The sequence below is a fragment of the Vibrio sp. THAF64 genome (genome assembly GCF_009363455.1).
Taxonomy (GTDB): domain Bacteria; phylum Pseudomonadota; class Gammaproteobacteria; order Enterobacterales; family Vibrionaceae; genus Vibrio; species Vibrio coralliilyticus.
On sequence record NZ_CP045355.1, the window covers coordinates 1 to 25,218 of the forward strand.

Below are 25,218 nucleotides of genomic sequence, written 5' to 3' on the forward strand. Positions count from 1 at the left end.
GTGTCATCTTCGCTTTGGTTGCAATGTATGCAGCAGCTTCAAGAAGAGCTACCAGCTACAGAATTCAGTATGTGGGTACGTCCGTTACAAGCGGAGCTCAATGACAATACTCTCACTTTATTTGCGCCTAACCGTTTTGTAATGGATTGGGTTCGCGATCGTTACCTCAACAGCATTAATCGTTTGTTGCAGGAATACTGTGGCAATGACATCCCAAGTTTACGCTTTGAAGTGGGGAGTCGCCCTGTTTCTGCACCTAAGCCAGCGCCGAAACGTACGCCAGCTGATGTGGCGGCAGAATCTTCAGCACCCGCTCAGCTCCAAGCGCGTAAGCCAGTACACAAAACCTGGGATGACGACGAGCAACAGGTGGCAGAGATCAACCACCGCTCAAATGTAAACATCAAGCACAAGTTCAACAACTTCGTTGAAGGTAAATCAAACCAACTCGGTTTAGCGGCCGCTCGTCAGGTGGCTGATAATCCAGGTGCAGCGTACAACCCGTTATTCCTCTACGGCGGCACAGGTTTAGGTAAGACTCACCTGTTGCACGCGGTGGGCAATGCGATTGTGGATAACAAGCCGAACGCCAAAGTGGTTTACATGCACTCTGAGCGATTTGTTCAGGACATGGTAAAAGCGCTGCAAAACAACGCGATTGAAGAGTTTAAACGCTACTACCGCAGTGTTGACGCCCTGCTGATCGATGACATCCAATTCTTTGCCAATAAAGAGCGCTCTCAGGAAGAGTTCTTCCATACCTTCAATGCGCTTTTAGAAGGTAATCAACAGATCATTTTGACTTCTGACCGCTATCCAAAAGAGATCAGTGGCGTAGAAGATCGCTTAAAATCCCGCTTTGGTTGGGGATTGACGGTAGCGATCGAGCCGCCTGAATTGGAAACCCGTGTCGCGATCTTGATGAAAAAAGCCGAAGATCACCAAATACACCTTGCTGATGAAGTAGCGTTCTTTATTGCTAAACGACTGCGCTCCAACGTACGTGAACTGGAAGGCGCGTTAAACCGCGTGATTGCTAATGCCAACTTTACCGGTCGCCCAATCACCATCGATTTTGTCCGTGAAGCACTGCGTGACTTACTGGCTCTACAAGAAAAGCTGGTGACGATCGATAATATTCAAAAGACGGTGGCGGAATACTACAAAATTAAAGTCGCTGATCTGCTGTCTAAGCGTCGTTCGCGCTCGGTTGCGCGTCCGCGCCAGCTAGCGATGGCGCTTGCAAAAGAGCTGACTAACCATAGCTTGCCTGAAATTGGTGATGCTTTTGGTGGCCGAGACCATACCACTGTTCTTCACGCCTGCCGTAAAATTGAACAACTGCGCGAAGAGAGTCACGACATCAAGGAAGATTATTCTAACCTGATTCGTACCCTTTCTTCTTAAATCACAGTATTCTAAGCACTAAATAGAATAATACCGTATTAAGCTAAACGAATTCTGATAAGAGCGTACTATGAAATTTTCCATTGAACGTAACCACTTACTTAAACCGCTGCAGCAAGTGTCTGGCGCGTTAGGTGGTCGTCCAACTCTTCCTATTCTGGGTAACCTGTTACTGAAAGTTGAAGACAATATGTTGTCGATGACGGCAACGGATCTGGAAGTCGAGCTTATCAGCCGCGTTGCTCTAGAAGGCGACTTTGAAGCGGGCAGTGTGACGGTTCCCTCGCGTAAATTTTTAGATATCTGTCGTGGCTTGCCTGACGACTCTGTCATCACCTTTGTTTTAGAAGGTGATCGTGTTCAGGTGCGTTCTGGACGTAGCCGATTCTCTCTATCTACCTTACCTGCTAACGATTTCCCGAATATTGAAGATTGGCAGAGTGAAGTTGAAGTCTCGCTGACCCAAGGTGAGCTACGCGGATTGATTGAGAAAACCCAATTCTCGATGGCAAACCAGGACGTGCGTTACTACCTCAACGGTATGTTGTTCGAAATTGATGGCACGACACTCCGCAGTGTGGCCACTGATGGTCACCGTATGGCGGTGTCTCAGGTTCAGCTAGGTGCTGATTTTGCTCAGCAGCAAATCATTGTGCCACGTAAAGGTGTACTGGAACTGGTTAAGTTGTTGGATGCGCCTGAACAGCCTGTGACACTACAAATTGGTAGCTCCAATGTGCGTGCCGAAGTGAACAACTTTGTCTTTACCTCTAAGCTGGTGGATGGCCGTTTCCCGGATTACCGCCGCGTGATGCCACAAACGACGACCAAAACGCTTGAAGCGGAATGTGATGAGCTGCGTCAGGCGTTCTCGCGTGCCGCTATACTGTCGAATGAAAAATTCCGTGGGGTGCGCGTCAACTTAGCGGATACGGAAATGCGCATTACCGCCAATAACCCAGAGCAAGAAGAAGCGGAAGAGATGCTGGATGTCAGCTTCGAAGGTGATCCGATTGAGATTGGCTTTAACGTCAGCTACGTCTTGGATGTATTAAATACTCTGCGTTGTGAAAAAGTACGCGTGTCGATGTCGGACGCTAACGCCAGTGCCATGATTGAAAACGTGGATGACGACGGCGCTATGTACGTGGTAATGCCGATTCGACTCTAGCATGCCGCTTTCACGTCTTATTATTCAGCAGTTTCGCAACATTAAAGCCTGTGATATTGAACTATCAGCAGGCTTTAACTTTCTTATAGGTCCGAACGGCAGTGGCAAAACCAGTGTTCTGGAAGCCGTCTACTTGCTCGGCCACGGCCGCTCTTTTAAAAGCTCTCTAACGGGCAGAGTCATCCAAAATGACTGCGATGAGCTGTTTGTGCACGGTCGTTTTTTGAACTCGGATCAATTTGAGCTACCAATTGGCATTAATAAGCAGCGTGATGGCTCAACAGAGGTTAAAATAGGCGGTCAATCCGGACAAAAACTGGCTCAATTGGCGCAGGTTCTGCCGCTGCAATTGATCCATCCGGAAGGGTTTGATTTACTGACGGACGGACCAAAACATCGCCGAGCATTTATCGATTGGGGTGTGTTTCACACTGAGTCGGCTTTTTATGATGCTTGGGGGCGGTTTAAACGTCTGAATAAACAGCGCAACGCGTTGTTAAAAACGGCCACCAGCTATCGTGAGCTGTCGTATTGGGATCAGGAGATGGCAAGGTTGGCTGAAAACATCAGCCAGTGGCGAGCCACATATGTTGAGCAGATGACCGAGAAAGCCACGGAAATCTGTCAGACATTTCTCCCCGAATTTGAGATCCAGCTGAAGTATTACCGAGGATGGGATAAGGACACACCTTATCAGGCAATTCTTGAGAACAACTTTGAACGGGATCAGGCACTGGGTTACACCTTTAGTGGTCCGAATAAAGCCGATTTAAAAATTAAAGTGAACGGGACTCCGGTTGAGGATGTTCTGTCACGAGGTCAGCTCAAACTCATGGTATGTGCATTGCGCGTGGCGCAAGGTCAACACCTCACTGAGATGACCGGCAAGCAATGTGTCTACTTAATTGATGACTTTGCCTCTGAATTAGATAGTCAACGTCGTAAGCGTCTAGCAGACTGCTTGAAGGAGACGGGGGCGCAAGTTTTTGTCAGTTCTATTACAGAAAGCCAAATCGCCGACATGTTGGACGAAAATGGCAGGATGTTCCATGTGGAACATGGCACAATAGAACAAAATATATAGTGGAAGATAACTCATGTCTGAAAATTACGATTCATCGAGTATTAAAGTACTAAAGGGCCTGGATGCAGTACGTAAGCGTCCGGGGATGTACATCGGCGACACGGACGATGGTACCGGTCTACACCACATGGTTTTCGAGGTGGTGGATAACTCAATTGATGAAGCGTTAGCGGGTCACTGTAAAGACATCATCGTGACGATTCATGAGGATTGCTCTGTATCGGTACGCGATGACGGTCGTGGTATCCCGACCGAAATGCACCCGGAAGAGAATGTTTCGGCAGCAGAAGTTATCATGACGGTTCTGCACGCAGGTGGTAAGTTCGATGACAACTCGTACAAGGTATCGGGTGGTCTGCACGGCGTAGGTGTTTCGGTAGTAAACGCACTGTCTAAGCAAGTGACTCTGACCATTCATCGTGGTGGCCAAATCCATACTCAAACCTATCACCATGGTGAGCCGCAAGCGCCACTTTCTGTGATTGGTGAAACGGACAAAACAGGTACGGAAATCCGTTTCTGGCCTAGTGAAGAAACCTTCTCTAATACTGAATTCCATTACGATATTCTGGCTAAACGTCTGCGCGAGCTTTCGTTCCTCAACTCAGGTGTTTCGATCAAGCTGGTTGATGAGCGTGAAGAAGATAAGAGCGACCACTTCATGTATGAGGGTGGTATTCAGGCATTCGTCGAACACCTGAACACCAACAAGACGCCGATCATCGAGAAAGTCTTCCACTTCAACGCTGAGCGTGAAGATGGTATTGCCGTTGAAGTCGCGATGCAGTGGAACGATGGCTTCCAGGAAAACATCTACTGTTTTACTAACAACATCCCTCAACGTGATGGTGGTACGCACCTTGCGGGCTTCCGTGCTGCGTTAACACGTACACTGAACTCGTTCATGGATAAAGAAGGCTTCTCGAAGAAAGCGAAAACTGCCACTTCAGGTGATGATGCACGTGAAGGTCTCACCGCAGTCATCTCTGTTAAGGTTCCGGATCCTAAGTTCTCAAGCCAAACCAAAGATAAGTTGGTGTCTTCGGAAGTGAAGTCAGCCGTTGAATCTGTGATGGGTGAAAAGCTGTCTGAATTCCTAGTGGAACACCCAACGGAAGCCAAGGCAGTTTGTAGCAAGATCATTGATGCAGCGCGTGCTCGTGAAGCGGCGCGCAAAGCACGTGAAATGACTCGCCGCAAAGGCGCGTTAGACCTAGCAGGCCTACCAGGTAAGCTGGCAGACTGTCAGGAAAAAGACCCAGCACTTTCTGAACTGTACATAGTGGAGGGTGACTCGGCAGGCGGCTCCGCAAAACAAGGCCGTAACCGTAAGAACCAAGCCATTCTTCCACTGAAAGGTAAAATCCTTAACGTTGAGAAAGCACGCTTCGACAAGATGCTCTCTTCGCAAGAAGTCGCGACGCTTATCACCGCACTTGGCTGTGGTATCGGTCGTGACGAATACAACCCAGATAAACTGCGTTACCACAACATTATTATCATGACCGATGCGGATGTCGATGGTTCGCACATTCGTACGCTGCTGTTGACCTTCTTCTACCGTCAAATGCCAGAGCTTATCGAGCGTGGCTATGTGTACATCGCTCAGCCACCACTTTACAAAGTGAAGAAAGGTAAGCAAGAGCAGTACATCAAAGATGAAGATGCGATGAACCAGTACCAAGTGGCATTGGCGTTAGACAATGCGTCTTTGCATGTCAACGCAGAAGCACCAGCATTAGCAGGTGAAGCGCTAGAGAAACTGGTTCAGCAGTACAATTCTGGTATTAAGCTGGTGGAGCGCATGAGTCGCCGTTACCCACACGCGCTGATGCATGAGCTGATCTACACACCGCGTTTAACGGCAGAGCAGTGCCATGATGCAGCAGCTGTTGAAGCATGGACCAAACAGTTGGTGGAGCAGCTTAATGCTAAAGAAGTGGGCGCAAGCCAGTACAGCTTCGAAGTAGAGCAGCACGCAGAGCTTGGTTTAAACCTGCCTAAGATTGTTGTACGTACTCATGGTGTGACACATGAGCATGCGCTGAGTATTGACCTGATTAACTCAAAAGAATACGGCAAGCTGGCCGATCTGTCGGAAGCGCTTAATGGTCTGATTGAAGAAGGTGCTTACATCAAGCGTGGTGAACGTACTCAGCCTGTTTCAAGCTTCGTTGAGGCACTGAACTGGTTAGTCAAAGAGTCACGTCGTGGCCTAAGCCTACAGCGCTACAAAGGTCTGGGTGAGATGAACCCAGAGCAGCTATGGGAGACCACAATGGACCCAGAGACGCGCCGTATGATGCAGGTAACGATTGAAGATGCTGTTGGTGCAGATCAACTGTTTACGACACTGATGGGTGACCAAGTAGAACCTCGTCGTAACTTTATCGAAGAGAATGCACTGAAAGTAGCGAACCTAGACGTTTAATCACTACGATGCGTCGTTATTTCGAATAATTTCTGCGTTCGGCGTACTCACATACACTTGTATGCTGCGTGCGCCTCACTTGAACTAATGCGAACTAACTTAGCCTCGAAGCAATTAATTTGATAGCTTCATTGCACTTAAAGCACTGCCTATTGGCGGTGCTTTTTGTGCCTGTAAGGCATTGAAAATTATTGGTTTGGCAAAATAATTGAAAATAATCCCTTGAAACTATTTTGCTCAATCCACATATCTAGTTGTGAAGAGGGAGGCTGTCTTGCTCACGAGAGAAGAAACAGAACCTCACTAACCGCCAATAGGGTATCGCTCAGGAGAGGATGACTTTAGAGGCACACAATTGAACTGATTTATAGCTACGTCCCAGAGTCAACAGAACCCGAGGAGTAGTGAATAAATCCCTTAGTCGGCAAGGCTCGAATACAGAATCGATCCGCGCAAACTCACGACTAAGACTATTGCTTACTATGAGGATAGCATTATGAGAACTGTAGATTTCACTCCACTTTACCGCAACGCAATCGGCTTCGATCGTCTATTCAACATGATGGAAGCGAACACTTCGAAGAACACTTCTGGCGGTTACCCTCCATACAATATCGAGCAAAAAGATGAAAACAACTACCGTATTACTATGGCAGTTGCAGGCTTTGCTGAAGAGCAGCTAGACCTTACTCAAAAAGAAAACATGCTGATTGTTAAGGGGGAGCGTAAATCAGAAGAAGAGAAGCAATACGTATATCAAGGCATCGCAGAGCGCGATTTTGAGCGTAAATTCCAGCTAGCAGACTATGTAAAAGTGGTGGGTGCAAGCATGGAAAATGGTCTACTGCACATTGACCTAGAGCGCGAAATCCCTGAAGCGATGCAACCACGTAAGATTGCGATTGGTGGTAACAACCTAATCGAAGGTTAACCCGTCATATTTGAAACCACTGGCTTTAACTAGCCAAATAGATCGGGAATAAGAGTGAAAGAGCACCATCTAGGTGCTCTTTTTTGATCTAACCGAAGCAGTGTTTACTTAGGCTTCTTGATACGCTTTCTCGACTTCTTCAGCAATAATCTTGATGCCTTTCTGCATCATTTCATCATCTTGAACGTAGTTCATGCGCAGACATTGGTGGGCGTGTTCCCAGCCATCTTCCTGACCAATGAAGAAGTATTCCCCCGGTACAATCAATACGCCGCGAGCTTTCAGTCTTTGGTACAGCTCCATAGTGGTGATTGGCAGTTCATCAAACCAAAGCCATAGGAAGATCGCCCCTTCTGGTTTGTGAATGCGAAAACGTGAGTCAGTGATGGCGGTTTGCAGCAGTTCGACAGCTCGCTGAGATTTTTGCTTATAAAACGGCTTGATAACATTGGTGCTGAGATTCAACAGGTCATCATTCTTAATCATATGGTGACCTAACGCAGGACCAAGGCTTCCCGGAGCCAAGCTGATGATGCCGTTCATATTGGTCATAGCCTGAGTCACTTCTTCGTTGGCAATCACAATCCCGCAACGTACTCCCGGTAGGCCGAGTTTAGACAGGCTCATACATAGGATGGTGTTTTCGTTCCAGAACGGCTGAACATCTTCAAAGATGATGTTCGGGAATGGCAGGCCATAGGCATTGTCGATGATGAGCGGAATGTTATTTTCGCGCGCCAGTTTATCCAGCTTGTGTATTTCTTCATCAGTGAGTACGTTGCCAGTGGGGTTGGTTGGACGTGAGGCACAAATGGCGGCAACCGAGTCATCGACTTTGAGTTGTTCGAAGTCGACATGGTATTTAAACAGACCATTGTCGAGCATCTCGATCTCTGGGTGGTAAGAGACAAAGATATCTTCATCTACGCCTGCATCGCCGTAGCCAATGTATTCAGGCGCTAAAGGCAGCAGAATTTTCTTATGCGAGCCATCTGGTTGTTTACCCGCCAGCAGATTAAACAGATAAAAGAAGCCGCTCTGACTGCCGTTAGTCAGGCTGATGTTCTTTTCTGATATGTTCCAGCCATAAGTGTCTTTTAATAGCTTAGCCAGAGCTTTGACAAACGCGTCTTTGCCTTGCGGGCCATCATAGTTGGCCATGGCGGCCACGAGCTCCCCGTTGGCGAGCATCTCCTCACTGGCTTGGCGAAAGTATTCGAGCATGGCTGGAATAGCGGCTGGGTTACCACCTCCGAGCATGATCGCACCTGGCGTGCGTAGGCCGTCGTTTAAGTCATCCATTAAACGCGTAATACCGGAATACTGATTGAATTTTTCACCAAACTTAGAGAATTGCATTTGTAGTTATACCTAATTCATTGTGATTGCTTTAAGTGTAATAGTTACTAGTCGAAGCTAGTAATTCCAAGACTCACCTTGAGCGTTGTGGTCTATGGATAATCGGGTAATCCCTGAACATACCTTAATGTGATTACGAGGCAAAGCACAAAATTCCGTCACTGATAAAAACAAAGCCCAACTCCGAGGAGTTGGGCTTCGTAGAACCTATATTGTTCGAGATATTACTTCTGTAGAAGTGAAACATCCGCGATCTGTAGGAATAAGTTACGCAGGTTGTTCAGTAGCGTTAGACGGTTCTTCTTCAATGCTTCGTCATCTGCCATTACCATGACGTTGTCGAAGAATGAATCGACTGGCTCACGCAGGTCAGCTAGCTTGCTTAGCGCTTGTTGGTAGTTACCTGTTGCGAACGCTGGCTCTAGCGCTTCTGTCATTACTTCAACGCTTTCTGCCAGTGCTTTCTCTGCGTCTTCTTGTAGAAGTGATAGATCGATGTCTGCTGCTAGCTCACCATCGAACTTGGCTAGGATGTTGCCTACACGTTTGTTGGCTGCAGCAAGTGCTTCTGCCGCTTCCAGTTCACGGAAGTGAGAAACCGCTTTAACACGTTGGTCAAAGTCAGATGGCTTAGTTGGACGATTCGCCAGTACCGCTTGGATGATATCCACGCTGAAACCTGCATCTTGGTACCATGCACGGAAACGACCTAGCATAAAGTCGATAACGTCAGCTTCTACGTTGTCGTTGGTCAAATGGTCACCAAACAGAGATTTTGCCTTAGCAATCAAATCTGTTAGGTCTAGGTTGTAGCCGTTTTCAACGATAATACGTAGCACACCTAGTGATGCACGACGAAGTGCGAATGGGTCAGAACCCTTAGGTGCTTGGCCAATACCGAAGATACCAACGATCGTATCTAGCTTGTCAGCCATTGCTACCGCAGAAGAAATGCCTGTGCTAGGCAGCTCGTCACCGGCGAAACGAGGCATGTACTGCTCGTAAAGTGCCAGTGCAACTTGCTCGTCTTCACCATCGTGAGTCGCATAGTGCATGCCCATTACACCTTGAGTATCGGTAAATTCGAATACCATAGATGTCATTAGGTCACACTTAGCCAGTAGGCCTGCGCGCTTAGATTTCTCAACGTCAGCATCGATTTGCTCAGCAATGTAGCCAGCAAGTTCTGTGATGCGGTCAGTCTTGTCTTTGATAGTACCAAGCTGCTTCTGGAAGATCGCTTGCTCTAGTTCAGGCAAGCGGTCGATAAGAGGACGCTTACGGTCAGTGTTAAAGAAGAACTCAGCATCCGCTAGACGTGGACGTACTACCTTCTCGTTACCTTCGATAACGTAACGAGGCTCTTTCGATTCGATGTTAGAAACAAAGATGAAGTTTGGTAGTAGCTTCTTGTTTTCGTCATACACTGGGAAGTACTTCTGGTCACCTTTCATGGTGTAAACCAGCGCTTCAGAAGGAACCTTTAGGAACTCTTCTTCGAACTTCGCAGTCAGTACCACTGGCCATTCAACCAGAGAAGTCACTTCTTCAACTAGGTCATCTTCTAGATCAGCAACACCGCCCACTGCTGCAGCGGCTTTTTGTGAATCTGCAAGGATGATCGCTTTACGTGCTTCGTAATCTGCCATCACTTTACCGCGCTCTTCTAGGATCGCTGGGTATTGCTCTGCAGATTCAATCGTGAATTCTTGCTCACCCATGAAGCGGTGACCACGGATAGTGCGATCTGATGCTACGCCAAGGATTTCACCTTCAATCAGGTCAGAGCCCATTAGCATAGTCAGTGTTTTAACTGGGCGGATAAACTGAGTAGTCTTGTTACCCCAACGCATTGGCTTCGCAATAGGTAGGTTACCCAGTGCTTTAGCTGCTAGGTCGACAACGATTTCAGACGTTGCTTGGCCTTTCACTTCTTGTTTGAAAAGAAGCCATTCGCCTTTGTCTGTTACTAGACGGTCAGCTTGCTCAACAGTGATGCCGTTACCACGCGCCCAACCTTGAGCGGCTTTCGTCGCGTTACCGTCCGCATCGAATGCGACAGAAACTGCTGGTCCACGTTTCTCAACCACTTTGTCCGCTTGGCCTTCAGCCAATGCAGTAACTTTAAGTGCTAGACGACGAGGAGCGGCGTACCATTTCACGCCTTCGTGTGCTAGGTCTGCACCTTTAAGTTCCGCTTCGAAGTTAGCCGCGAACGCTTCCGCTAGGGTGCGAAGTTGCGTTGGTGGTAGCTCTTCTGTACCCAGTTCAATTAGAAATTCTTTTGCCATGATTACTTCTCCTCGCCTTCTTTCTTACACATTGGGAAGCCAAGAGCTTCACGTGATGCGTAGTACGCTTCTGCAACCGACTTAGTCAGGTTGCGGATACGAAGGATGTAACGCTGGCGTTCTGTTACTGAGATAGCTTTGCGTGCATCAAGAATGTTGAATGCATGACCCGCTTTAAGAATGCGCTCGTAAGCTGGAAGCGGAAGTGGCTTCTCAAGCTCAAGCAGTTCTTTGGTTTCTTTTTCACATTGGTCGAAGAAAGTGAATAGGAAATCGACGTCCGCGTGTTCAAAGTTGTACGTTGACTGCTCCACTTCGTTTTGGTGGAAAATGTCGCCGTAAGTGACTTTGCTGCCGTCAGGTGCGATGTTCCATACGAGATCGTAAACCGAGTCTACTTCTTGAATGTACATAGCGAGACGTTCGATACCGTAAGTGATTTCACCGGTTACTGGTTTACACTCAAGGCCACCAACCTGCTGGAAGTAAGTAAACTGAGTCACTTCCATGCCGTTTAGCCACACTTCCCAGCCTAGGCCCCATGCGCCTAATGTTGGGTTTTCCCAGTTATCTTCGACGAAACGAATGTCGTGAACCAGAGGATCGACACCAAGTACTTCTAGAGAACCTAGGTACAGCTCCTGAATATTGTCTGGCGATGGTTTTAGCGCTACTTGGAATTGGTAGTAGTGCTGAAGACGGTTAGGGTTTTCACCGTAACGGCCATCGGTCGGACGACGTGAAGGTTGTACGTAAGCTGTAGACATTGGCTCTGGGCCAAGCGCTCGTAGACAAGTCATTGGGTGAGAGGTACCCGCACCCACTTCCATATCTAGCGGTTGAACAATGGTACAACCATTTTGAGCCCAATAATCCTGCAGCGCGAGGATCATTCCCTGGAAGGTTTTGATATCGTATTTTTGCATAAGTCAGGTTCGCGCGATTCTTCTGTTGCTGTTATTGATCAAATGTTCGCCGTAGTCATGGCGATTTCTATCACTTTCAGCACATTAATATAATGAAAATAACAATCAAGTATACCCAGATATTGCGTAGGGGAGTAGGGCTAATCTTGATTAATTCCTAGTCAGAATTCTCCTTTAATGGATTTTTAATGGCTTATTCGTCCAAATTTTCCTAAAAGGAAGTTTTTGACCACTTTGTTACTTGAGAAATGACATAGAGCTGGATAGAATTGCGCCCATCTTTGGGGAGTAGCTTACCAACACAATCAGCCTGATTGTTTGGTTCGTTCGTCAACATAATTGGTGCACAATCACCATGGCGCTCGAGACTCATCGCCTGATGGGTTTAGCAAGACCTTAGATAAACATCGTGAACCGGGGTGGGGCACGAGGTTTGTCTTAGGTTTAAAATAATTATCCCTGCCTCAATGAGCATGTCGTGAGCGTTTTAGCTATTTCAATTACCACTGTCGCTTTAGCCGAAATTGGTGACAAAACCCAGCTATTGTCTTTGCTGTTGGCCAGTCGTTATCGAAAACCGATACCGATTATCGCCGCTATTTTCTTCGCTACTATTGCCAATCACGCCCTTGCGGCTTGGTTAGGTGTGGTTGTGGCCGACTATTTATCACCTGAGGTGCTTAAGTGGGTCGTGGTGGCAAGTTTTCTCGCTATGGCGGGTTGGGTACTGATCCCAGATAAGCTGGATGATGACGATGAAATTTCTAACCGAGGGCCGTTTGTCGCCAGTTTTATTGCGTTCTTTATCGCTGAAATTGGTGATAAAACTCAGATTGCCACGTCTATCTTAGGAGCTCAGTTTGCTGATGCGTTGACGTTAGTGATAATCGGTACCACGCTGGGCATGCTGGCAGCTAATGTCCCTGTAGTTCTGATTGGTAAATTGTCAGCCGATAAAATGCCGCTCAACCTGATCCGTAAGGTGACGGCTCTGCTATTTATCGCTCTGGCGGTTGGCGCTGCGTTTTTCTAAAACGGTCGCTAACGTGCGATAAAAAGCGGATATCTGGTGGAGAAATGCGATAGATCAAACTCTATGCTAAATTCGTGTAAGGGCGTGATCGCTGACATATTCGTGTCATACTTGTCATGCTAACTTAACGGTGTGAATGATGTTACTCAAGGTGAGAAAGATTCTGTTTATTCTTCAAACACCTAGAGTATAGCGAGAGGGCAACATTATGCTTACACGTTATATGGGGATGACCCCAAAAAGTCAGAGTTATCTATTCACTTTCGGCTTGGTACTGTGTTTACTGGCAATGGTACTGACCGACATGTGGCTACCGATTGTTGCAGGTTCATTTGTGTTGACCGCGTTGACGGTTGAAGCCTGGATTCGAGTCGCGCACATTATCCCAATGCACGAAGAAATGCGGGCAATGCAAAAACAGCTGAGAAAATTGCAATCTGAAGTCCACACCATTGAATATGACGAATAAACAAACGGCTGCCCCAGGCAGCCATTTTTCACTTCAATTAGTTTAGCGTTAACGCTAATCCATTCCTTTCTTGATCAGATACTGATAAGGCAGCTCTTCAGTTTGAGCCGCAATCAGCTGGTGATCCATAAAGCGGCAGAAGCTCGGAATGTCACGTGTGGTGGATGGGTCATCGGCTTTTACCAGCAGAATCTCGCCCTCTTGCATGTTACGGATTGTCTTCCTGACCATCATCACGGGCTCTGGGCAGCGCAGTCCTTCTGCCTCTAAAGTCTGGGTCGCCTGTTCTGAATTGATTGTCATGGTCATATCTTTGGTTACCTCAATAGGGGGTAGATAATACTGGTGAAGAAAAAATATTCAATAACCCCTTGGCAAATCGATCAAATTGTTTTAACTTAGTTAACAAGTTGGTAACATTTAAAACAAGGAGCGCTTATGTTGACAGCTTTAGATCGTCTAACAATCTATTCCGTGCTGTGCTTTATTTCTTTTTGCGCACTTGTTTTACGTACACCAGCAGAATCGTCGTTTATGCCTTTGCTCGGCATGGTTGCGACGGTTGTAGGGATTTGGCTCGAGATGCATCGCTGGCCGAGCGCATCTGAAGAGCAAGAAAATTGATGGTTGAACTTCCAACAACCATTCTCAATTGTAACTACGCTCAATTACATTCCGACACTATCCCCATTTTTCTTGGGCTTCCCCGCTGAAAGGCGGGATTTTTTTTATCTAAAGAGTACAATTCAATAAATACACCCTTCATTTTAAGTGGCTATTTGTGGAATTAGAAGACATCTATCGCCGTGATCTGAATTTGCTGGTGGCGTTGCGGGTTTTAATCGAAGAGTGCAGTGTCAGTAAGGCAGCACATCGACTTAATCTTAGCCAGTCTGCGATGAGCCGAGTGTTAGGTCGGTTGCGTGATATGCTGGATGACCCTTTGTTTACACGCCAGGGGCAACACCTGATTCCAACCGAAAAAGCGCTTGAAGTCGACAAAGCACTGGGAGAGCCGCTGGAGTCTCTGCGTCAGGTGTTGTCTCCGATTCAAACTGAACCGCAAAGCTTTGAGAACACCTTCAATATCGCCACCACTGACTATGCGATGCAGACTATTCTGCCCTTTGCTTTGCCGCGTATTTATCAGGAAGCGCCCAATGTGTCGATTAACTTTCTACCTCTGCAACATGACCGATTAGCTGATCAGTTGACGTATGAGGGGGCGGATTTAGCCATATGCCGACCTATTGGCCCAGTAGAGCCACTGCGCAGTGAAATTCTTGGGCGTGTAGGGGTTTTATGTCTCTTATCTAAACAGCACCCGTTGGCCAACACGTCACTCAGTCTGAAGGACTACCTAACCTATCCACATGCGATGATTGCTATCAGTGATGGCGTCAAAGCGTTAATTGAGCAGGCTCTGGTCGATCAGCCAAAACGAAAAATGGTGCTGCGGGCTTATCATCTGGAAGCGGCATTGGCGATTGTGGATACCATGCCGCTGATCATTACGGTGCCAGCGGATTTAGCTTATCTGGTTGCAGAGCGTTACGATTTGGCGGTTAAACCTTTGCCGTTCCAGTTCACGCCGTTTGATTATTCTATGATCTGGCATGCACGTTGCGAGCACTCACCAGCACAGGAATGGCTGCGATCTGTGGTGAGAGAAGAGTGTAGCCGTTTGATTGCCAAACGTATCGCAGATATGGGATTGGATTAACACGATTTCGATCGATACAAAAAGAGCCAGCAATGCTGGCTCTTTTACTTTGAATCTTAGAATTACAGCTTAATCACAACGCGACCTGTTACTTGACCGTTAGTGATGTCTTCTGCGTACTTTGGTGCATCGGCAAGAGCCACTTCAGTACAGGCTTGCTCAAAGTAGCTGTCAGGTAGTAGTTCAACCAGTTTTTCCCAAGCGGCGATACGCTTCTCTGTTGGGCACATCACTGAGTCTACGCCTTGCAAGCGAACATTACGCAGAATAAAAGGCATCACTGTGGTCGGTAGGTCAAAGCCACCCGCCAGACCACAAGCGGCTACTGCGCTGTTGTAATCCATTTGCGCCAGTACTTTCGCTAGGACTTTGCTGCCCACGGTATCAACGGCGCCAGCCCAAACTTGTTTTTCCAGTGGGCGTGCGGGTTCTTCAAACTCGACACGATCAATGATGCGACTTGCGCCCAGCTTTTCTAGGAGAGGACCATTTTGTTCAATACGGCCAGTCACCGCCGCCACTTTGTAGCCGAGCGTTGCCAATAGCGTTACCGCTACTGAACCCACACCACCACTGGCGCCTGTGACCAGAATTTCACCTGACTCAGGTTTGACATCAGCGTCGATAAGCGCTTGAACACACAGCATGGCAGTAAAGCCAGCGGTGCCAACCATCATGGCCTTTTTGCTGTCGATCCCTTTTGGCAGTGGCACCAACCAGTCTGCTTTTAGGCGCGCACGTTGAGCCATACCACCCCAGTGATTCTCACCCACACCCCAGCCAGTTAATACGACTTTATCGCCGACTTGGTAACGTTCATCATCTGAGTGAGCAACGGTGCCTGCCATATCGATGCCCGGTACCATAGGGAAGTTGCGGATGATCTTACCTTTGCCAGTGATCGCCAGACCATCTTTGTAGTTGAGTGATGAGTAATCGACATCGATCAGTACGTCGCCTTGTGGCAACTGTGCTTCGTCGATTTGTTCTACAGAGGCGATGGTGCGTTTTTCTTCTTGGTTTAGAATCAGTGCGTTAAACATAGATGGTCTCCACTACGCGGTAGCAAACATTTAAAAACTGATATTGAGTGTAGACTGAAAGTCACTATGACTAAAATGAAACTTTAGCATTATATACATGCATACAGTGCATTGTGGAAAGTCGTATTGGGCAGTAAAGAAAAAGCCAGTCATGTGACTGGCTTTTTGATGATTAAGAAAGGAAAAACTTATACGACGGGTTGTCGGTTTCGTCTTTGCATTGATAACCCAGCTCTCGCAAATGGGCGGAAAATCGTGATAAATCGGCTTCATCCAGTTCAAAGCCACACAATACTCGACCATAGTCGGCACCATGGTTGCGATAGTTGAACAGACTGATGTTCCAATGTGTGCCTAATGTGCTGAGGAATTTCAGCAATGCACCTGGGTACTCTGGGAACTCAAAGCTGTATAGACGTTCTTTCAGCTGCTTCGACGGCTTACCACCAATCATGTAACGAATGTGCAGTTTTGCCATTTCGTCGTCTGACAAGTCGACCACAGGGTAACCACCTTCACGCAGATCGTGAATGATGTGTTCCAGCTCTTCCTGCCCACCTTGTAGACGGACACCAACAAAAATGTTGGCCAGATCGTCATCGTTGTAGCGGTAGTTGAACTCAGTGACCGCTCGGCCGCCAATTAAGTTACAGAACTCAAAGAATGCGCCTTGGCGTTCTGGAATCGTGACTGCCAGCAGGCCTTCACGTTTTTCACCCAGTTCACAACGCTCAGAGACGTAGCGCAGACCGTGGAAGTTCGTGTTCGCACCTGACAGAACAGTACCTAGGTTGCTGTTCTTAAGCTCGTTTTGCTCGGCGTATTTCTTCAACCCAGCTAAAGCTAGCGCACCAGAAGGCTCTGCGATAGCGCGCGTATCTTCAAAGATGTCTTTGACTGCGGCGCAAATCTCATCGCTGGAAACGGTAATGTGTCCATCGAGGTACTTTTGACATAAGCGGAACGTCTCTTCACCGATGCGTTTTACCGCGACGCCATCAGCAAACATGCTGACCTGATCGAGAACGACGGGCTCACCCGCATCTAAAGCTGCCTTAAGACACGCTGAATCTTCAGGCTCAACCGCGATGACTTTGATTTCTGGCATCAGCTGTTTGACCAACACCGCCACACCAGCTGCTAAACCACCGCCACCAACTGGCACAAAGATATGATCGAGATGACCATTTTGTTGCAGCATCTCCATGCCAATGGTGCCTTGGCCCGCGATCACTAATGGGTGATCAAAAGGAGGCACAAATGTATAGCCATATTGTTCTGACAAACGCTCGGCTTCAGCTTTGGCTTCATCAAAGTTATTGCCGTGCAGTACCACGTGACCGCCAAAACCACGTACCGCTTCGACTTTAATGTCAGGTGTGGTCTTTGGCATCACAATTGTGGTTTTGATACCAAGCTTAGTGCCGGAAAGCGCCATACCTTGTGCATGGTTACCCGCTGAGGCGGCAATCACGCCAGCGGCCTTCTGCGCTTCAGACAAACTGGCAACCATATTGTAGGCGCCACGTAGTTTGAACGAATGAACTGGCTGGCGGTCTTCGCGCTTGATTTGCACTTTGTTGCCAATTCGTTCACTCAGGCGTGGCATTTCCTGCAAAGGCGTTACCGTTGCTGCTTCATAAACCGGAGCTCTTAAGATATGGCGCAGATAGTCTGCGCCAGTCTGATGAGCTTTCCCTGAAAAGAGAGAATCAGACATAAGCTAGTCCTCTAGCTTAGATTTATCTCGCACTGCCCCTTTGTCAGCACTGGTTGCCATACTTGCGTACGCTTTGAGTGCAAAAGAAACTTCACGTTGACGATCGACTGGTTTCCAGCCCAGTTCGTCTTGTTTTGCACGGCGCTCAGCAAGTTCCTGCTCTGAGACTTCTAGAGAAATAGAACGGTTTGGAATATCAATTGCGATCATATCGCCTTGTTTCACCAGACCAATCGCACCACCATTCGCCGCTTCAGGTGAAGCATGACCAATGGACAGGCCAGACGTACCGCCAGAGAAGCGACCATCTGTCAGCAGTGCACACTCTTTACCAAGCCCCATTGATTTCAGGTAAGTGGTTGGATAAAGCATTTCCTGCATACCTGGGCCCCCTTTAGGGCCTTCATAGCGGATGACAACCACATCGCCTGCTTTGACTTTACCGCCTAAGATGCCTTCAACGGCGTCTTCTTGGCTTTCAAACACTACAGCAGGACCAGTGAATTTATGAATGCTCTCATCAACGCCAGCTGTTTTCACAATACAACCATCAAGAGCGATGTTGCCTGACAGAACGGCTAGGCCTCCTTCTTGAGAGAACGCGTGATCGATTGAACGGATACAACCATCAGCGCGATCATCATCAAGACGATCCCAACGACAATCTTGTGAGAAAGCTTTGGTAGTACGAATGCCTGCAGGGCCTGCGCGGAAGAACTTCAATACATCTTCATCTTCCGTTTGGATGATGTCGTATTGTGCTAGCTGCTCTTTCATTGAAAGGCCGAGCACGGTGCGCGCATCATTGTGAAGCAAACCTGCGCGGTCTAGCTCACCGAGGATAGCCATAACACCACCCGCGCGGTGTACGTCTTCCATGTGATATTTCTGAGTTGATGGCGCCACTTTACATAGGTGAGGTACTTTGCGAGATAAGCGATCGATATCTTCCATATCGAAGTCAATCTCACCTTCTTGCGCAGCAGCGAGCAGGTGAAGAATGGTATTAGTTGAGCCGCCCATGGCGATATCAAGCGCCATTGCGTTTTCGAATGCATCAAAAGTGGCGATATTGCGCGGCAGTGCAGATTCATCATCTTGCTCGTAGTAACGGCGTGTCAGTTCAACGATACGTTTACCAGCGTTGATAAATAGTTCTTCGCGGTCTGCGTGTGTCGCTAGCATTGAACCGTTACCTGGCTGAGAAAGACCAAGCGCTTCAGTCAGGCAGTTCATTGAGTTCGCTGTGAACATACCTGAACATGAACCACATGTCGGACATGCGCTGCGTTCGATCTGTTCACTTTGCTCGTCTGAAACTTTCGGGTCTGCACCTTGGATCATCGCATCAACCAAGTCTAGCTTGATGATTTGGTCAGAAAGCTTAGTTTTACCCGCTTCCATTGGACCGCCAGAAACAAAGATTACTGGGATGTTAAGGCGCATTGACGCCATTAGCATTCCCGGAGTGATTTTGTCACAGTTGGAGATACATACCATGGCATCGGCACAGTGAGCATTCACCATGTACTCTACCGAGTCAGCGATAAGCTCACGCGATGGCAGTGAATAAAGCATGCCACCGTGGCCCATTGCGATACCATCGTCGACTGCGATGGTGTTGAATTCTTTGGCTATACCGCCTGCTTTCTCGATTTCACCGGCGACCAGTTGGCCCATATCTTTAAGGTGAACGTGGCCCGGTACAAACTGAGTGAATGAGTTCACGACTGCGATGATTGGCTTACCAAAATCTTCATCTTTTACGCCAGTTGCACGCCACAGTGCACGAGCACCCGCCATGTTACGACCGTGAGTGGTGGTTGCTGATCTGTATTTAGGCATCTTACTACTTCCTTTATTTTGCCGCGTCTGCTGGGTAAACGTAATCTAACCAGCCCCACTTATCTTCAGTGGTGCCGTTGAATAGTCCAAAGTAAGCTTCTTGCAGCTCTTTGGTGATAGGGCCGCGTTTACCGCTGCCTACGTCAATTTTATCTATGGTTGCAACAGGAACGACCTCTGCTGCAGTACCTGTCATAAACACTTCGTCTGCTAGATAAAGTGCTTCGCGAGCAATGTTTGCTTCGCGTACTTGGTAACCTTTGTCACGAGCGATGGTCATGATCGAATCACGAGTAATGCCCGGTAGGATGGCGCTGGTTGCTGGTGGCGTGGTGATCACACCATCTTTAATCACAAAGATGTTCTCACCTGCGCCTTCAGATAAATAACCATCAACACTTAATGCAATACCCTCATCGTAGCCATGACGACGTGCTTCACCGCCAACCAGCAATGAAGACAGGTAGTTACCGCCAGCTTTCGCTGCGGTTGGAATGGTGTTTGGCGCCGCACGGTTCCAGCTGGAAATCATCGCATCGACCCCTTTCTCCAAGGCTTCTTCACCTAGGTAAGAGCCCCATGGGAAAGCGGCTATGATCAGGTCCATTTCGGTGCCCTGCGGTGGACACACACCGAGGCCAACATTGCCAACAAAACCTAGCGGACGAATATAAGCGCTATCGAGTTTGTTCTCGCGCAGTGTTTCGCGCGTCGCTTCCATGATTTCATCCACAGAGTAAGGGATAGGGAAACGGTAGATTTTGGCTGAATCCTTCAGTCGCTTCGCATGCTCACGATGGCGGAATATAATTGGTCCTTTAGGCGTGTTGTAGCAGCGCACACCTTCAAATACTGAAGTACCGTAGTGCATCGCATGAGTCAATACGTGAACATTCGCTTCTTTCCACGGTACCAGCTTGCCATTAAACCAAATGTAATCCGCTGTTGTAGTAGCCATTATTGCCTTCCTTTATGCACAAATTTTTTGTTGTAGGTTGTTATTCGGTAGCTCGTCACTGGCGATTTGTGTTACCTCAACCGTGCGCACATCCCAGAGCTTTTCAATCTGATTGGTCAGAAAGGAGATCGGACGATCGCTGTCGACGATGATCTCGACACTGGCAATCTTGCTCTCATGGTTCTGTGTGCCTGCAACTTGTCTAACAATGAAACCACGATGGCGAACCACACGAAGAACACGCTCCAGCAGTACCGGTTTGTCGTCTGCTTTAATGTCGATTAGATATCTTTCCATCTTATGTGTTCTCCAGCATGTCATTGTTAGAAGCACCTGGTGGCACCAGTGGCCACACGTTTTCTTCTTCGTCGATCAAAACGTGTAGCAAGTACGAGGTTTTACTTTCCAGCATTTCCTGAATCGCCGGCTCAACTTCTTCTTTTCTCGTGATCGTTTTTCCAGGAATATCAAACGCTTTCGCTAAGGTGATGAAATCTGGGTTGTCATCCAGAATGGTTTCACTGTGGCGACCATCAAAGAACAGCGACTGCCATTGACGTACCATGCCTAAGCGTTGGTTGTTCAATAGAACGATTTTGACTGGAATCTGGCGACGTTTTAGCGTACCCAGTTCCTGAACGTTCATCATGAAAGAGCCGTCACCTGTAATAAGGATAGACTGATCATCCGGACGTGCGACCGCGGCACCCATAGCGGCAGGAAGGCCAAAGCCCATGGTGCCTAAGCCTGCGGATGTGATGAAGTTTTGTGGGTCACGTGGCTGAATATGCTGCGCTGCCCACATCTGGTGCTGACCTACATCGGTTGAGACCATTGAACTATCAGGCATCATGTCGGACAACTGTTTGAGCATACCCGGAGCAAAAATTAGATCACCCGGGTGGTCGTAACGCCACTTAAAGCCACTACGCAGACTTTCACTGTGCTTGACCCATGGCGTGATGTCTTGAGTCAGCTCGAGTTGAGGAAGAAGGGAATTGATATCACCGCGCAGTGGCGCATGGGCGTGACGCAGCTTGTTGATCTCAGCGGCATCGATGTCGATATGGATAACGCGAGCGTGAGGGGCGAACGTTTCCAATTTACCTGTGACTCGGTCATCGAATCGCGCGCCAACAGCAATCAACAGGTCACATTCTTGAACGACTAGGTTCGCGGCTTTGGTGCCGTGCATACCCAGCATGCCAAGGTAATGTGGGTCGTGACGTTCGATAGTACCTAAGCCTTTCAGGGTGCTGACCGAAGGCATTGGGTTTAAACGTAAGAATTCGCGAACGGCTTTTGTGGCTTTACCCAGTTGTACACCACCACCAACATAAAATACTGGTCGGGTACTTTGTGAAAGAAGCTCCTGAGCGGCAGAAATGGCTTCTGCTTTAGGAACGGGAAGCGCTGGTGGTGTGAATGGAGGTAAAACGTCAACCGGTGCCTGAGCCAGCTGAACATCTTTAGCGATGTCGACAATCACTGGTCCTGGTCGGCCTGCTTTAGCGACTTCAAACGCTTCGGCTAAAGTTGGTGCAAGCTCTTCAATCTCAGTCACGAGGTAGCTGTGCTTGGTACAGGATAGCGACATTCCTATCACATCCATTTCCTGGAAAGCGTCTGTCCCGATGTGGGAACTGGCGACCTGACCCGTGATTGCCACCATTGGGATCGAATCCATAAACGCATCGGCCAAACCGGTTACTAGGTTAGTGGCACCGGGACCAGATGTTGCCATACAGACTGCGACATCTTGAGTCGCGCGTGCCATACCGATAGCGGCCATCGCTGCACCTTGTTCGTGACGGCAGAGGATGTGCTCGACGCCACCGTCATACAGCGCGTCATAAATTGGCATGATGGCACCGCCTGGATAGCCGAATACGGTTTTGATGCCCTGTTGTTTTAATGCGGCTACGACTAATTCAGCACCTGTCATCGTAAGCCTCCTTGACTACCTAAGTAGTAATGTTGTGTTGTTGTGCACGTCATGTGCGCTCCCATTCTTCCTGCCAGCTCGCGGCTGAGCTCTTTATTTTTCTGTCTGCCTGACTAAGTCAGTGTTTATTTTTCGCTGATTTTCAGCGTTTAAGTTGAAAAAAACCCCCGGACTTTATCAGTGCGGGGGTTTTTTTGAATTTGGTGTTTTATTTTTCGCCCACCAGCCCCCGCGCGGAATCAATAATGACCACGATAATCAGGACAATCAGTGCGTTAATGCGGGCGTCGAAATTCATATTCTTTTCTAATGTTGTGCTTACGTAATATGGTACGAAATTGTTTGCGTCACTAGTGGTAACATAGAATTCCGTTACGTGACAAGCAAAAAGTCATTCTTTTTTCACATTCTCTCATCATCTCACCACGCTATATAACAAGATTGTTAGAAAAGTGCGCAAGTTATCAAACAGATAAATAGATAGCAGAGAGTGTAGGAAAAATTATGGGTTTAGCCATTATTTACAGTCGGGCATCGGTGGGGGTTGAAGCGCCACCTGTGACGGTAGAGGTGCATATCAGTAATGGAATGCCGGGGTTCACTCTGGTGGGATTACCGGAAACCACGGTCAAAGAGTCACGTGACCGAGTGCGCAGCGCGATCATCAACTCTCGATTTGAGTTCCCAGCCAAGCGAATCACAGTCAATCTTGCACCTGCCGATCTGCCCAAGGAGGGAGGGCGCTTTGATTTGCCGATTGCACTTGGCATTCTCGCTGCTTCAGAGCAGATTCCAGTCAGCGGTTTGGCGGAAAAAGAATTCGTTGGTGAGCTGGCTTTGTCGGGGGAACTGCGAGGAGTGAAAGGGGTATTGCCTGCAGCGCTGGCAGCCAACAAAGCACAGCGAAGCTTGGTTGTGCCTCATTACAACGGAGATCAAGCCGCGTTAGTGGGCGAAGAACAGCATAAATCTGCCCAAAGCTTACTGGAAGTGTGCGCCGATCTTTGCGGCCAACAAAAGCTTAGCCTGCATCAAACACAAAATCTGCACCGAGCGGTGGATAATGGCCGCGACTTGCAAGACATCATTGGTCAGCAGCAAGGTAAACGTGCTTTGGAGATTGCCGCGGCAGGTAACCACAACTTGTTATTTTTAGGCCCGCCTGGGACGGGGAAAACCATGCTCGCCTCGCGTTTGTGCGATTTGCTGCCGGAAATGAGTGACGACGAAGCAATGGAAACTGCATCTGTTGCGTCGCTGACTCAGCAGGAGATTAATGCGCTTAACTGGAAGCGGCGCCCCTTTCGTGCACCGCACCATTCAAGTTCAATGGCAGCGCTCGTCGGCGGAGGTGTTAAATACATTAATTAGTGATAGTTCACATTGAATAATGATAACCAATGTGAACTATATTGAGGTCAATGCAGAATAATTTCTGTTGTAAGCTGTTGCGCAATTGGTATTTTTGAACGCTTTTTGTACAAAAAAACTATGGGCTTTGGAGTATACCTATGATACCCCACCCTCTAAGCCGATAATTTCACCAATACAGCAGTTATTATGCAACGATGTGCTAATGGTTGAAAACTGGTACGATTTGCTCAAAGAAAATCAAGGAACAAATACTATGAGCACAATTGCTTACCTAACAATTGAAAGTACTGAAGGTGGCCTACTTTCGACAGCGTGTAACACTCCCGATTCAATGGGCAATGGCTATCAGCCTGGTCATGAAGACGAGATTACCGTTCTAGGATTCTCTCACAATATGGCTTGGGAGAATCGTTCCGTTCACTCTCCTGTGCAGATAGTCAAGAAAGTTGATAAGTCTAGTCCGTTAATATCGCAAGCGTGTTCAGATGGTTCTGAGCTTAAATGTAAGAACCACATTATTTAAAAACTGAGAAAATCATCCAAGGTATAGGTTTTGCTATCGACTGCTTGATTGAAAATGAAGCAAAGTACGATGATAAACCAATCATTTTTGTGAGTCATAGTGATGAAAATAAGCACGCGGCAAAACTACTTAAAGACATTTGTATAGAACATTATCCACCAACACGACCAGAAGTATTTAATTGTGAAATGTTAAAGTTGCCCAATACTTCGGTAGAGCAAGCTCTGCTAAGGTTAGTAGGTATATGCCGTTGTAGCCCAAATCTATTTTATTGGTCAGACAGTCTTCACTGGTTTAAAAAATTACCATCTGACACTATGCATGTTATCGACTTCAATCAAACCAAAGTTTCCAGAGGGTTGAATCAACAAGATCAAGAAAGCATTACTGTTAATAGTAAATCTTATACTCAGGACAACCTCAATGAAGAGCACTTTGGATTAGTAAACGTACACTCTTCAATATCAAATCGTATTGAGGGTTCTCTGGCTGATTTATTTTGTGAAGAAGCCCAAAGTTTAATCATTCGTCCCATACCAGCACCTACTGGCTGTAAGTATGACAACCCAATCACTTTGAATTCACCAACTTGGCAAAAAGAAGCATGCGTGGCATTACGGCGTTATCAAGGCAAGGAATGTAAGGACGGATTCAATTGGGATACGTCAAATGACGCTTGGGAGAATGTAGATGTCTACCCAATAGTCGAAGACATTCGAATGATCGACAGTCAGGAAGTTAGGGAGTGTTTAATAGGGCAGGTAACAATGGTGGCTCCCAAAGACAATGATGCTTATTTATCGACAGCATGGATCCATCCGTTTCACAGAAGGCAAGGTAAGTTGACAAACCTGTGGCAACAGTTAACGACTACTTACGGTAAATTCGAGGTAGAACAACCTAATACCAACATGCAAGCATTCTTAGCTAAGAACACATAAGAGCAATAGAATTTGGCTGTCAGCTGGAGGTGGAATACTACGCA

Annotated in this window: 21 protein-coding genes and 1 pseudogene; 12 read left to right on the forward strand and 10 right to left on the reverse strand. The window is 47.6% G+C overall.

Annotation, left to right across the window (positions count from 1 at the left end; all coding sequences use genetic code 11):
* From dnaA to FIU99_RS00025, 5 genes are all read left to right on the forward strand, one after another.
* Positions 1 to 1,407 carry a chromosomal replication initiator protein DnaA gene (dnaA, locus tag FIU99_RS00005; protein ID WP_029235934.1) on the forward strand — a complete coding sequence of 469 codons (1,407 nt, stop codon included), beginning with the start codon at positions 1 to 3 and terminating at the stop codon, positions 1,405 to 1,407.
* A gap of 70 nt (positions 1,408 to 1,477) precedes the next feature.
* Positions 1,478 to 2,578, forward strand: coding sequence for a DNA polymerase III subunit beta (gene dnaN, locus FIU99_RS00010; protein WP_006957468.1), 1,101 nt, complete (start codon positions 1,478 to 1,480; stop codon positions 2,576 to 2,578).
* 1 nt (position 2,579) lies between these two features.
* Positions 2,580 to 3,662, forward strand: a complete 1,083-nt coding sequence (gene recF / locus FIU99_RS00015) for a DNA replication/repair protein RecF (protein WP_006957470.1) — start codon at positions 2,580 to 2,582, stop codon at positions 3,660 to 3,662.
* A gap of 13 nt (positions 3,663 to 3,675) precedes the next feature.
* Positions 3,676 to 6,093 (forward strand): DNA topoisomerase (ATP-hydrolyzing) subunit B, encoded by a 2,418-nt coding sequence (gyrB, locus tag FIU99_RS00020; protein WP_006957472.1) that lies wholly within the window; start codon positions 3,676 to 3,678, stop codon positions 6,091 to 6,093.
* A gap of 496 nt (positions 6,094 to 6,589) precedes the next feature.
* Complete coding sequence (locus FIU99_RS00025; RefSeq protein ID WP_006957473.1) at positions 6,590 to 7,024, forward strand: Hsp20 family protein; 435 nt, start codon at positions 6,590 to 6,592, stop codon at positions 7,022 to 7,024.
* Positions 7,025 to 7,132: 108 nt separating this feature from the next.
* Here FIU99_RS00025 and FIU99_RS00030 read toward each other — a convergent pair whose 3' ends face one another.
* The 3 genes from FIU99_RS00030 to glyQ form a co-directional block, all read right to left on the reverse strand.
* A complete protein-coding gene (locus FIU99_RS00030) occupies positions 7,133 to 8,383 on the reverse strand; it encodes a valine--pyruvate transaminase (RefSeq protein WP_006957475.1) in 1,251 nt (416 codons plus the stop codon).
* Between the two features lie 224 nt (positions 8,384 to 8,607).
* Positions 8,608 to 10,674: a glycine--tRNA ligase subunit beta gene (gene glyS / locus FIU99_RS00035; protein ID WP_006957478.1), complete on the reverse strand. Its 2,067-nt coding sequence runs from the start codon at positions 10,672 to 10,674 to the stop codon at positions 8,608 to 8,610.
* Between the two features lie 2 nt (positions 10,675 to 10,676).
* Positions 10,677 to 11,600 (reverse strand): glycine--tRNA ligase subunit alpha, encoded by a 924-nt coding sequence (glyQ, locus tag FIU99_RS00040; protein ID WP_006957480.1) that lies wholly within the window; start codon positions 11,598 to 11,600, stop codon positions 10,677 to 10,679.
* Between the two features lie 478 nt (positions 11,601 to 12,078).
* Here glyQ and FIU99_RS00045 point away from each other — a divergent pair, with 478 nt between their 5' ends.
* Positions 12,079 to 12,633: a TMEM165/GDT1 family protein gene (locus FIU99_RS00045; RefSeq protein ID WP_006957482.1), complete on the forward strand. Its 555-nt coding sequence runs from the start codon at positions 12,079 to 12,081 to the stop codon at positions 12,631 to 12,633.
* A gap of 208 nt (positions 12,634 to 12,841) precedes the next feature.
* Complete coding sequence (locus FIU99_RS00050; protein WP_006957484.1) at positions 12,842 to 13,102, forward strand: hypothetical protein; 261 nt, start codon at positions 12,842 to 12,844, stop codon at positions 13,100 to 13,102.
* A gap of 54 nt (positions 13,103 to 13,156) precedes the next feature.
* Here FIU99_RS00050 and tusA read toward each other — a convergent pair whose 3' ends face one another.
* Complete coding sequence (gene tusA, locus FIU99_RS00055; protein WP_038514221.1) at positions 13,157 to 13,405, reverse strand: sulfurtransferase TusA; 249 nt, start codon at positions 13,403 to 13,405, stop codon at positions 13,157 to 13,159.
* A gap of 135 nt (positions 13,406 to 13,540) precedes the next feature.
* Between tusA and FIU99_RS00060 the strand changes: the two genes are divergently transcribed.
* Together FIU99_RS00060 and FIU99_RS00065 are read left to right on the forward strand one after the other, a co-directional pair.
* Complete coding sequence (locus tag FIU99_RS00060; protein ID WP_006957487.1) at positions 13,541 to 13,726, forward strand: hypothetical protein; 186 nt, start codon at positions 13,541 to 13,543, stop codon at positions 13,724 to 13,726.
* 157 nt (positions 13,727 to 13,883) lie between these two features.
* Complete coding sequence (locus FIU99_RS00065; protein WP_006957489.1) at positions 13,884 to 14,825, forward strand: LysR family transcriptional regulator; 942 nt, start codon at positions 13,884 to 13,886, stop codon at positions 14,823 to 14,825.
* Between the two features lie 62 nt (positions 14,826 to 14,887).
* Here the strand turns inward: FIU99_RS00065 and FIU99_RS00070 are convergent, their stop codons facing one another.
* The 6 genes from FIU99_RS00070 to ilvG form a co-directional block, all read right to left on the reverse strand.
* On the reverse strand, positions 14,888 to 15,868 hold the full coding sequence (locus FIU99_RS00070; protein ID WP_006957491.1) for an MDR family oxidoreductase: 981 nt from the start codon (positions 15,866 to 15,868) through the stop codon (positions 14,888 to 14,890).
* Positions 15,869 to 16,040: 172 nt separating this feature from the next.
* Positions 16,041 to 17,588, reverse strand: a complete 1,548-nt coding sequence (gene ilvA / locus FIU99_RS00075; RefSeq protein ID WP_152471919.1) for a threonine ammonia-lyase, biosynthetic — start codon at positions 17,586 to 17,588, stop codon at positions 16,041 to 16,043.
* 3 nt (positions 17,589 to 17,591) lie between these two features.
* Positions 17,592 to 19,433, reverse strand: a complete 1,842-nt coding sequence (ilvD, locus tag FIU99_RS00080) for a dihydroxy-acid dehydratase (RefSeq protein ID WP_006957493.1) — start codon at positions 19,431 to 19,433, stop codon at positions 17,592 to 17,594.
* Positions 19,434 to 19,446: 13 nt separating this feature from the next.
* Entirely contained in the window at positions 19,447 to 20,391 is a 945-nt protein-coding gene (gene ilvE, locus FIU99_RS00085) for a branched-chain-amino-acid transaminase (RefSeq protein ID WP_006957494.1), read from the reverse strand.
* Positions 20,392 to 20,403: 12 nt separating this feature from the next.
* Complete coding sequence (gene ilvM / locus FIU99_RS00090; protein WP_006957495.1) at positions 20,404 to 20,688, reverse strand: acetolactate synthase 2 small subunit; 285 nt, start codon at positions 20,686 to 20,688, stop codon at positions 20,404 to 20,406.
* Position 20,689: 1 nt separating this feature from the next.
* The gene (ilvG, locus tag FIU99_RS00095) at positions 20,690 to 22,336 is read right to left on the reverse strand and encodes an acetolactate synthase 2 catalytic subunit (RefSeq protein WP_006957498.1); all 1,647 of its coding nucleotides are present in this window, start codon (positions 22,334 to 22,336) and stop codon (positions 20,690 to 20,692) included.
* A 504-nt stretch (positions 22,337 to 22,840) separates the two neighbouring features.
* Here ilvG and FIU99_RS00100 point away from each other — a divergent pair.
* The 3 genes and pseudogenes from FIU99_RS00100 to FIU99_RS00110 form a co-directional block, all read left to right on the forward strand.
* Positions 22,841 to 23,689 (forward strand): annotated as a pseudogene (locus tag FIU99_RS00100) (YifB family Mg chelatase-like AAA ATPase); the annotation flags it as partial.
* Between the two features lie 274 nt (positions 23,690 to 23,963).
* Positions 23,964 to 24,233: a type VI secretion system tube protein TssD gene (gene tssD / locus FIU99_RS00105; protein ID WP_152471921.1), complete on the forward strand. Its 270-nt coding sequence runs from the start codon at positions 23,964 to 23,966 to the stop codon at positions 24,231 to 24,233.
* 44 nt (positions 24,234 to 24,277) lie between these two features.
* A complete protein-coding gene (locus FIU99_RS00110) occupies positions 24,278 to 25,174 on the forward strand; it encodes a hypothetical protein (RefSeq protein ID WP_152471922.1) in 897 nt (298 codons plus the stop codon).
* The last annotated feature ends 44 nt before the right edge of the window (positions 25,175 to 25,218 follow it).

Bases quoted from the DNA above. Each gene is read 5' to 3' on its own strand.
- dnaN (WP_006957468.1), top strand. From the start codon at position 1,478: ATGAAATTTTCCATTGAACGTAACCACTTACTTAAACCGCTGCAGCAA.
- recF (WP_006957470.1), top strand. From the start codon at position 2,580: ATGCCGCTTTCACGTCTTATTATTCAGCAGTTTCGCAACATTAAAGCC.
- gyrB (WP_006957472.1), top strand. From the start codon at position 3,676: ATGTCTGAAAATTACGATTCATCGAGTATTAAAGTACTAAAGGGCCTG.
- FIU99_RS00025 (WP_006957473.1), top strand. From the start codon at position 6,590: ATGAGAACTGTAGATTTCACTCCACTTTACCGCAACGCAATCGGCTTC.
- FIU99_RS00030 (WP_006957475.1), bottom strand. From the start codon at position 8,383: ATGCAATTCTCTAAGTTTGGTGAAAAATTCAATCAGTATTCCGGTATT.
- glyS (WP_006957478.1), bottom strand. From the start codon at position 10,674: ATGGCAAAAGAATTTCTAATTGAACTGGGTACAGAAGAGCTACCACCA.
- glyQ (WP_006957480.1), bottom strand. From the start codon at position 11,600: ATGCAAAAATACGATATCAAAACCTTCCAGGGAATGATCCTCGCGCTG.
- FIU99_RS00050 (WP_006957484.1), top strand. From the start codon at position 12,842: ATGCTTACACGTTATATGGGGATGACCCCAAAAAGTCAGAGTTATCTA.
- tusA (WP_038514221.1), bottom strand. From the start codon at position 13,405: ATGACAATCAATTCAGAACAGGCGACCCAGACTTTAGAGGCAGAAGGA.
- FIU99_RS00060 (WP_006957487.1), top strand. From the start codon at position 13,541: ATGTTGACAGCTTTAGATCGTCTAACAATCTATTCCGTGCTGTGCTTT.
- FIU99_RS00070 (WP_006957491.1), bottom strand. From the start codon at position 15,868: ATGTTTAACGCACTGATTCTAAACCAAGAAGAAAAACGCACCATCGCC.
- ilvA (WP_152471919.1), bottom strand. From the start codon at position 17,588: ATGTCTGATTCTCTCTTTTCAGGGAAAGCTCATCAGACTGGCGCAGAC.
- ilvD (WP_006957493.1), bottom strand. From the start codon at position 19,433: ATGCCTAAATACAGATCAGCAACCACCACTCACGGTCGTAACATGGCG.
- ilvE (WP_006957494.1), bottom strand. From the start codon at position 20,391: ATGGCTACTACAACAGCGGATTACATTTGGTTTAATGGCAAGCTGGTA.
- ilvM (WP_006957495.1), bottom strand. From the start codon at position 20,688: ATGGAAAGATATCTAATCGACATTAAAGCAGACGACAAACCGGTACTG.
- ilvG (WP_006957498.1), bottom strand. From the start codon at position 22,336: ATGACAGGTGCTGAATTAGTCGTAGCCGCATTAAAACAACAGGGCATC.
- tssD (WP_152471921.1), top strand. From the start codon at position 23,964: ATGAGCACAATTGCTTACCTAACAATTGAAAGTACTGAAGGTGGCCTA.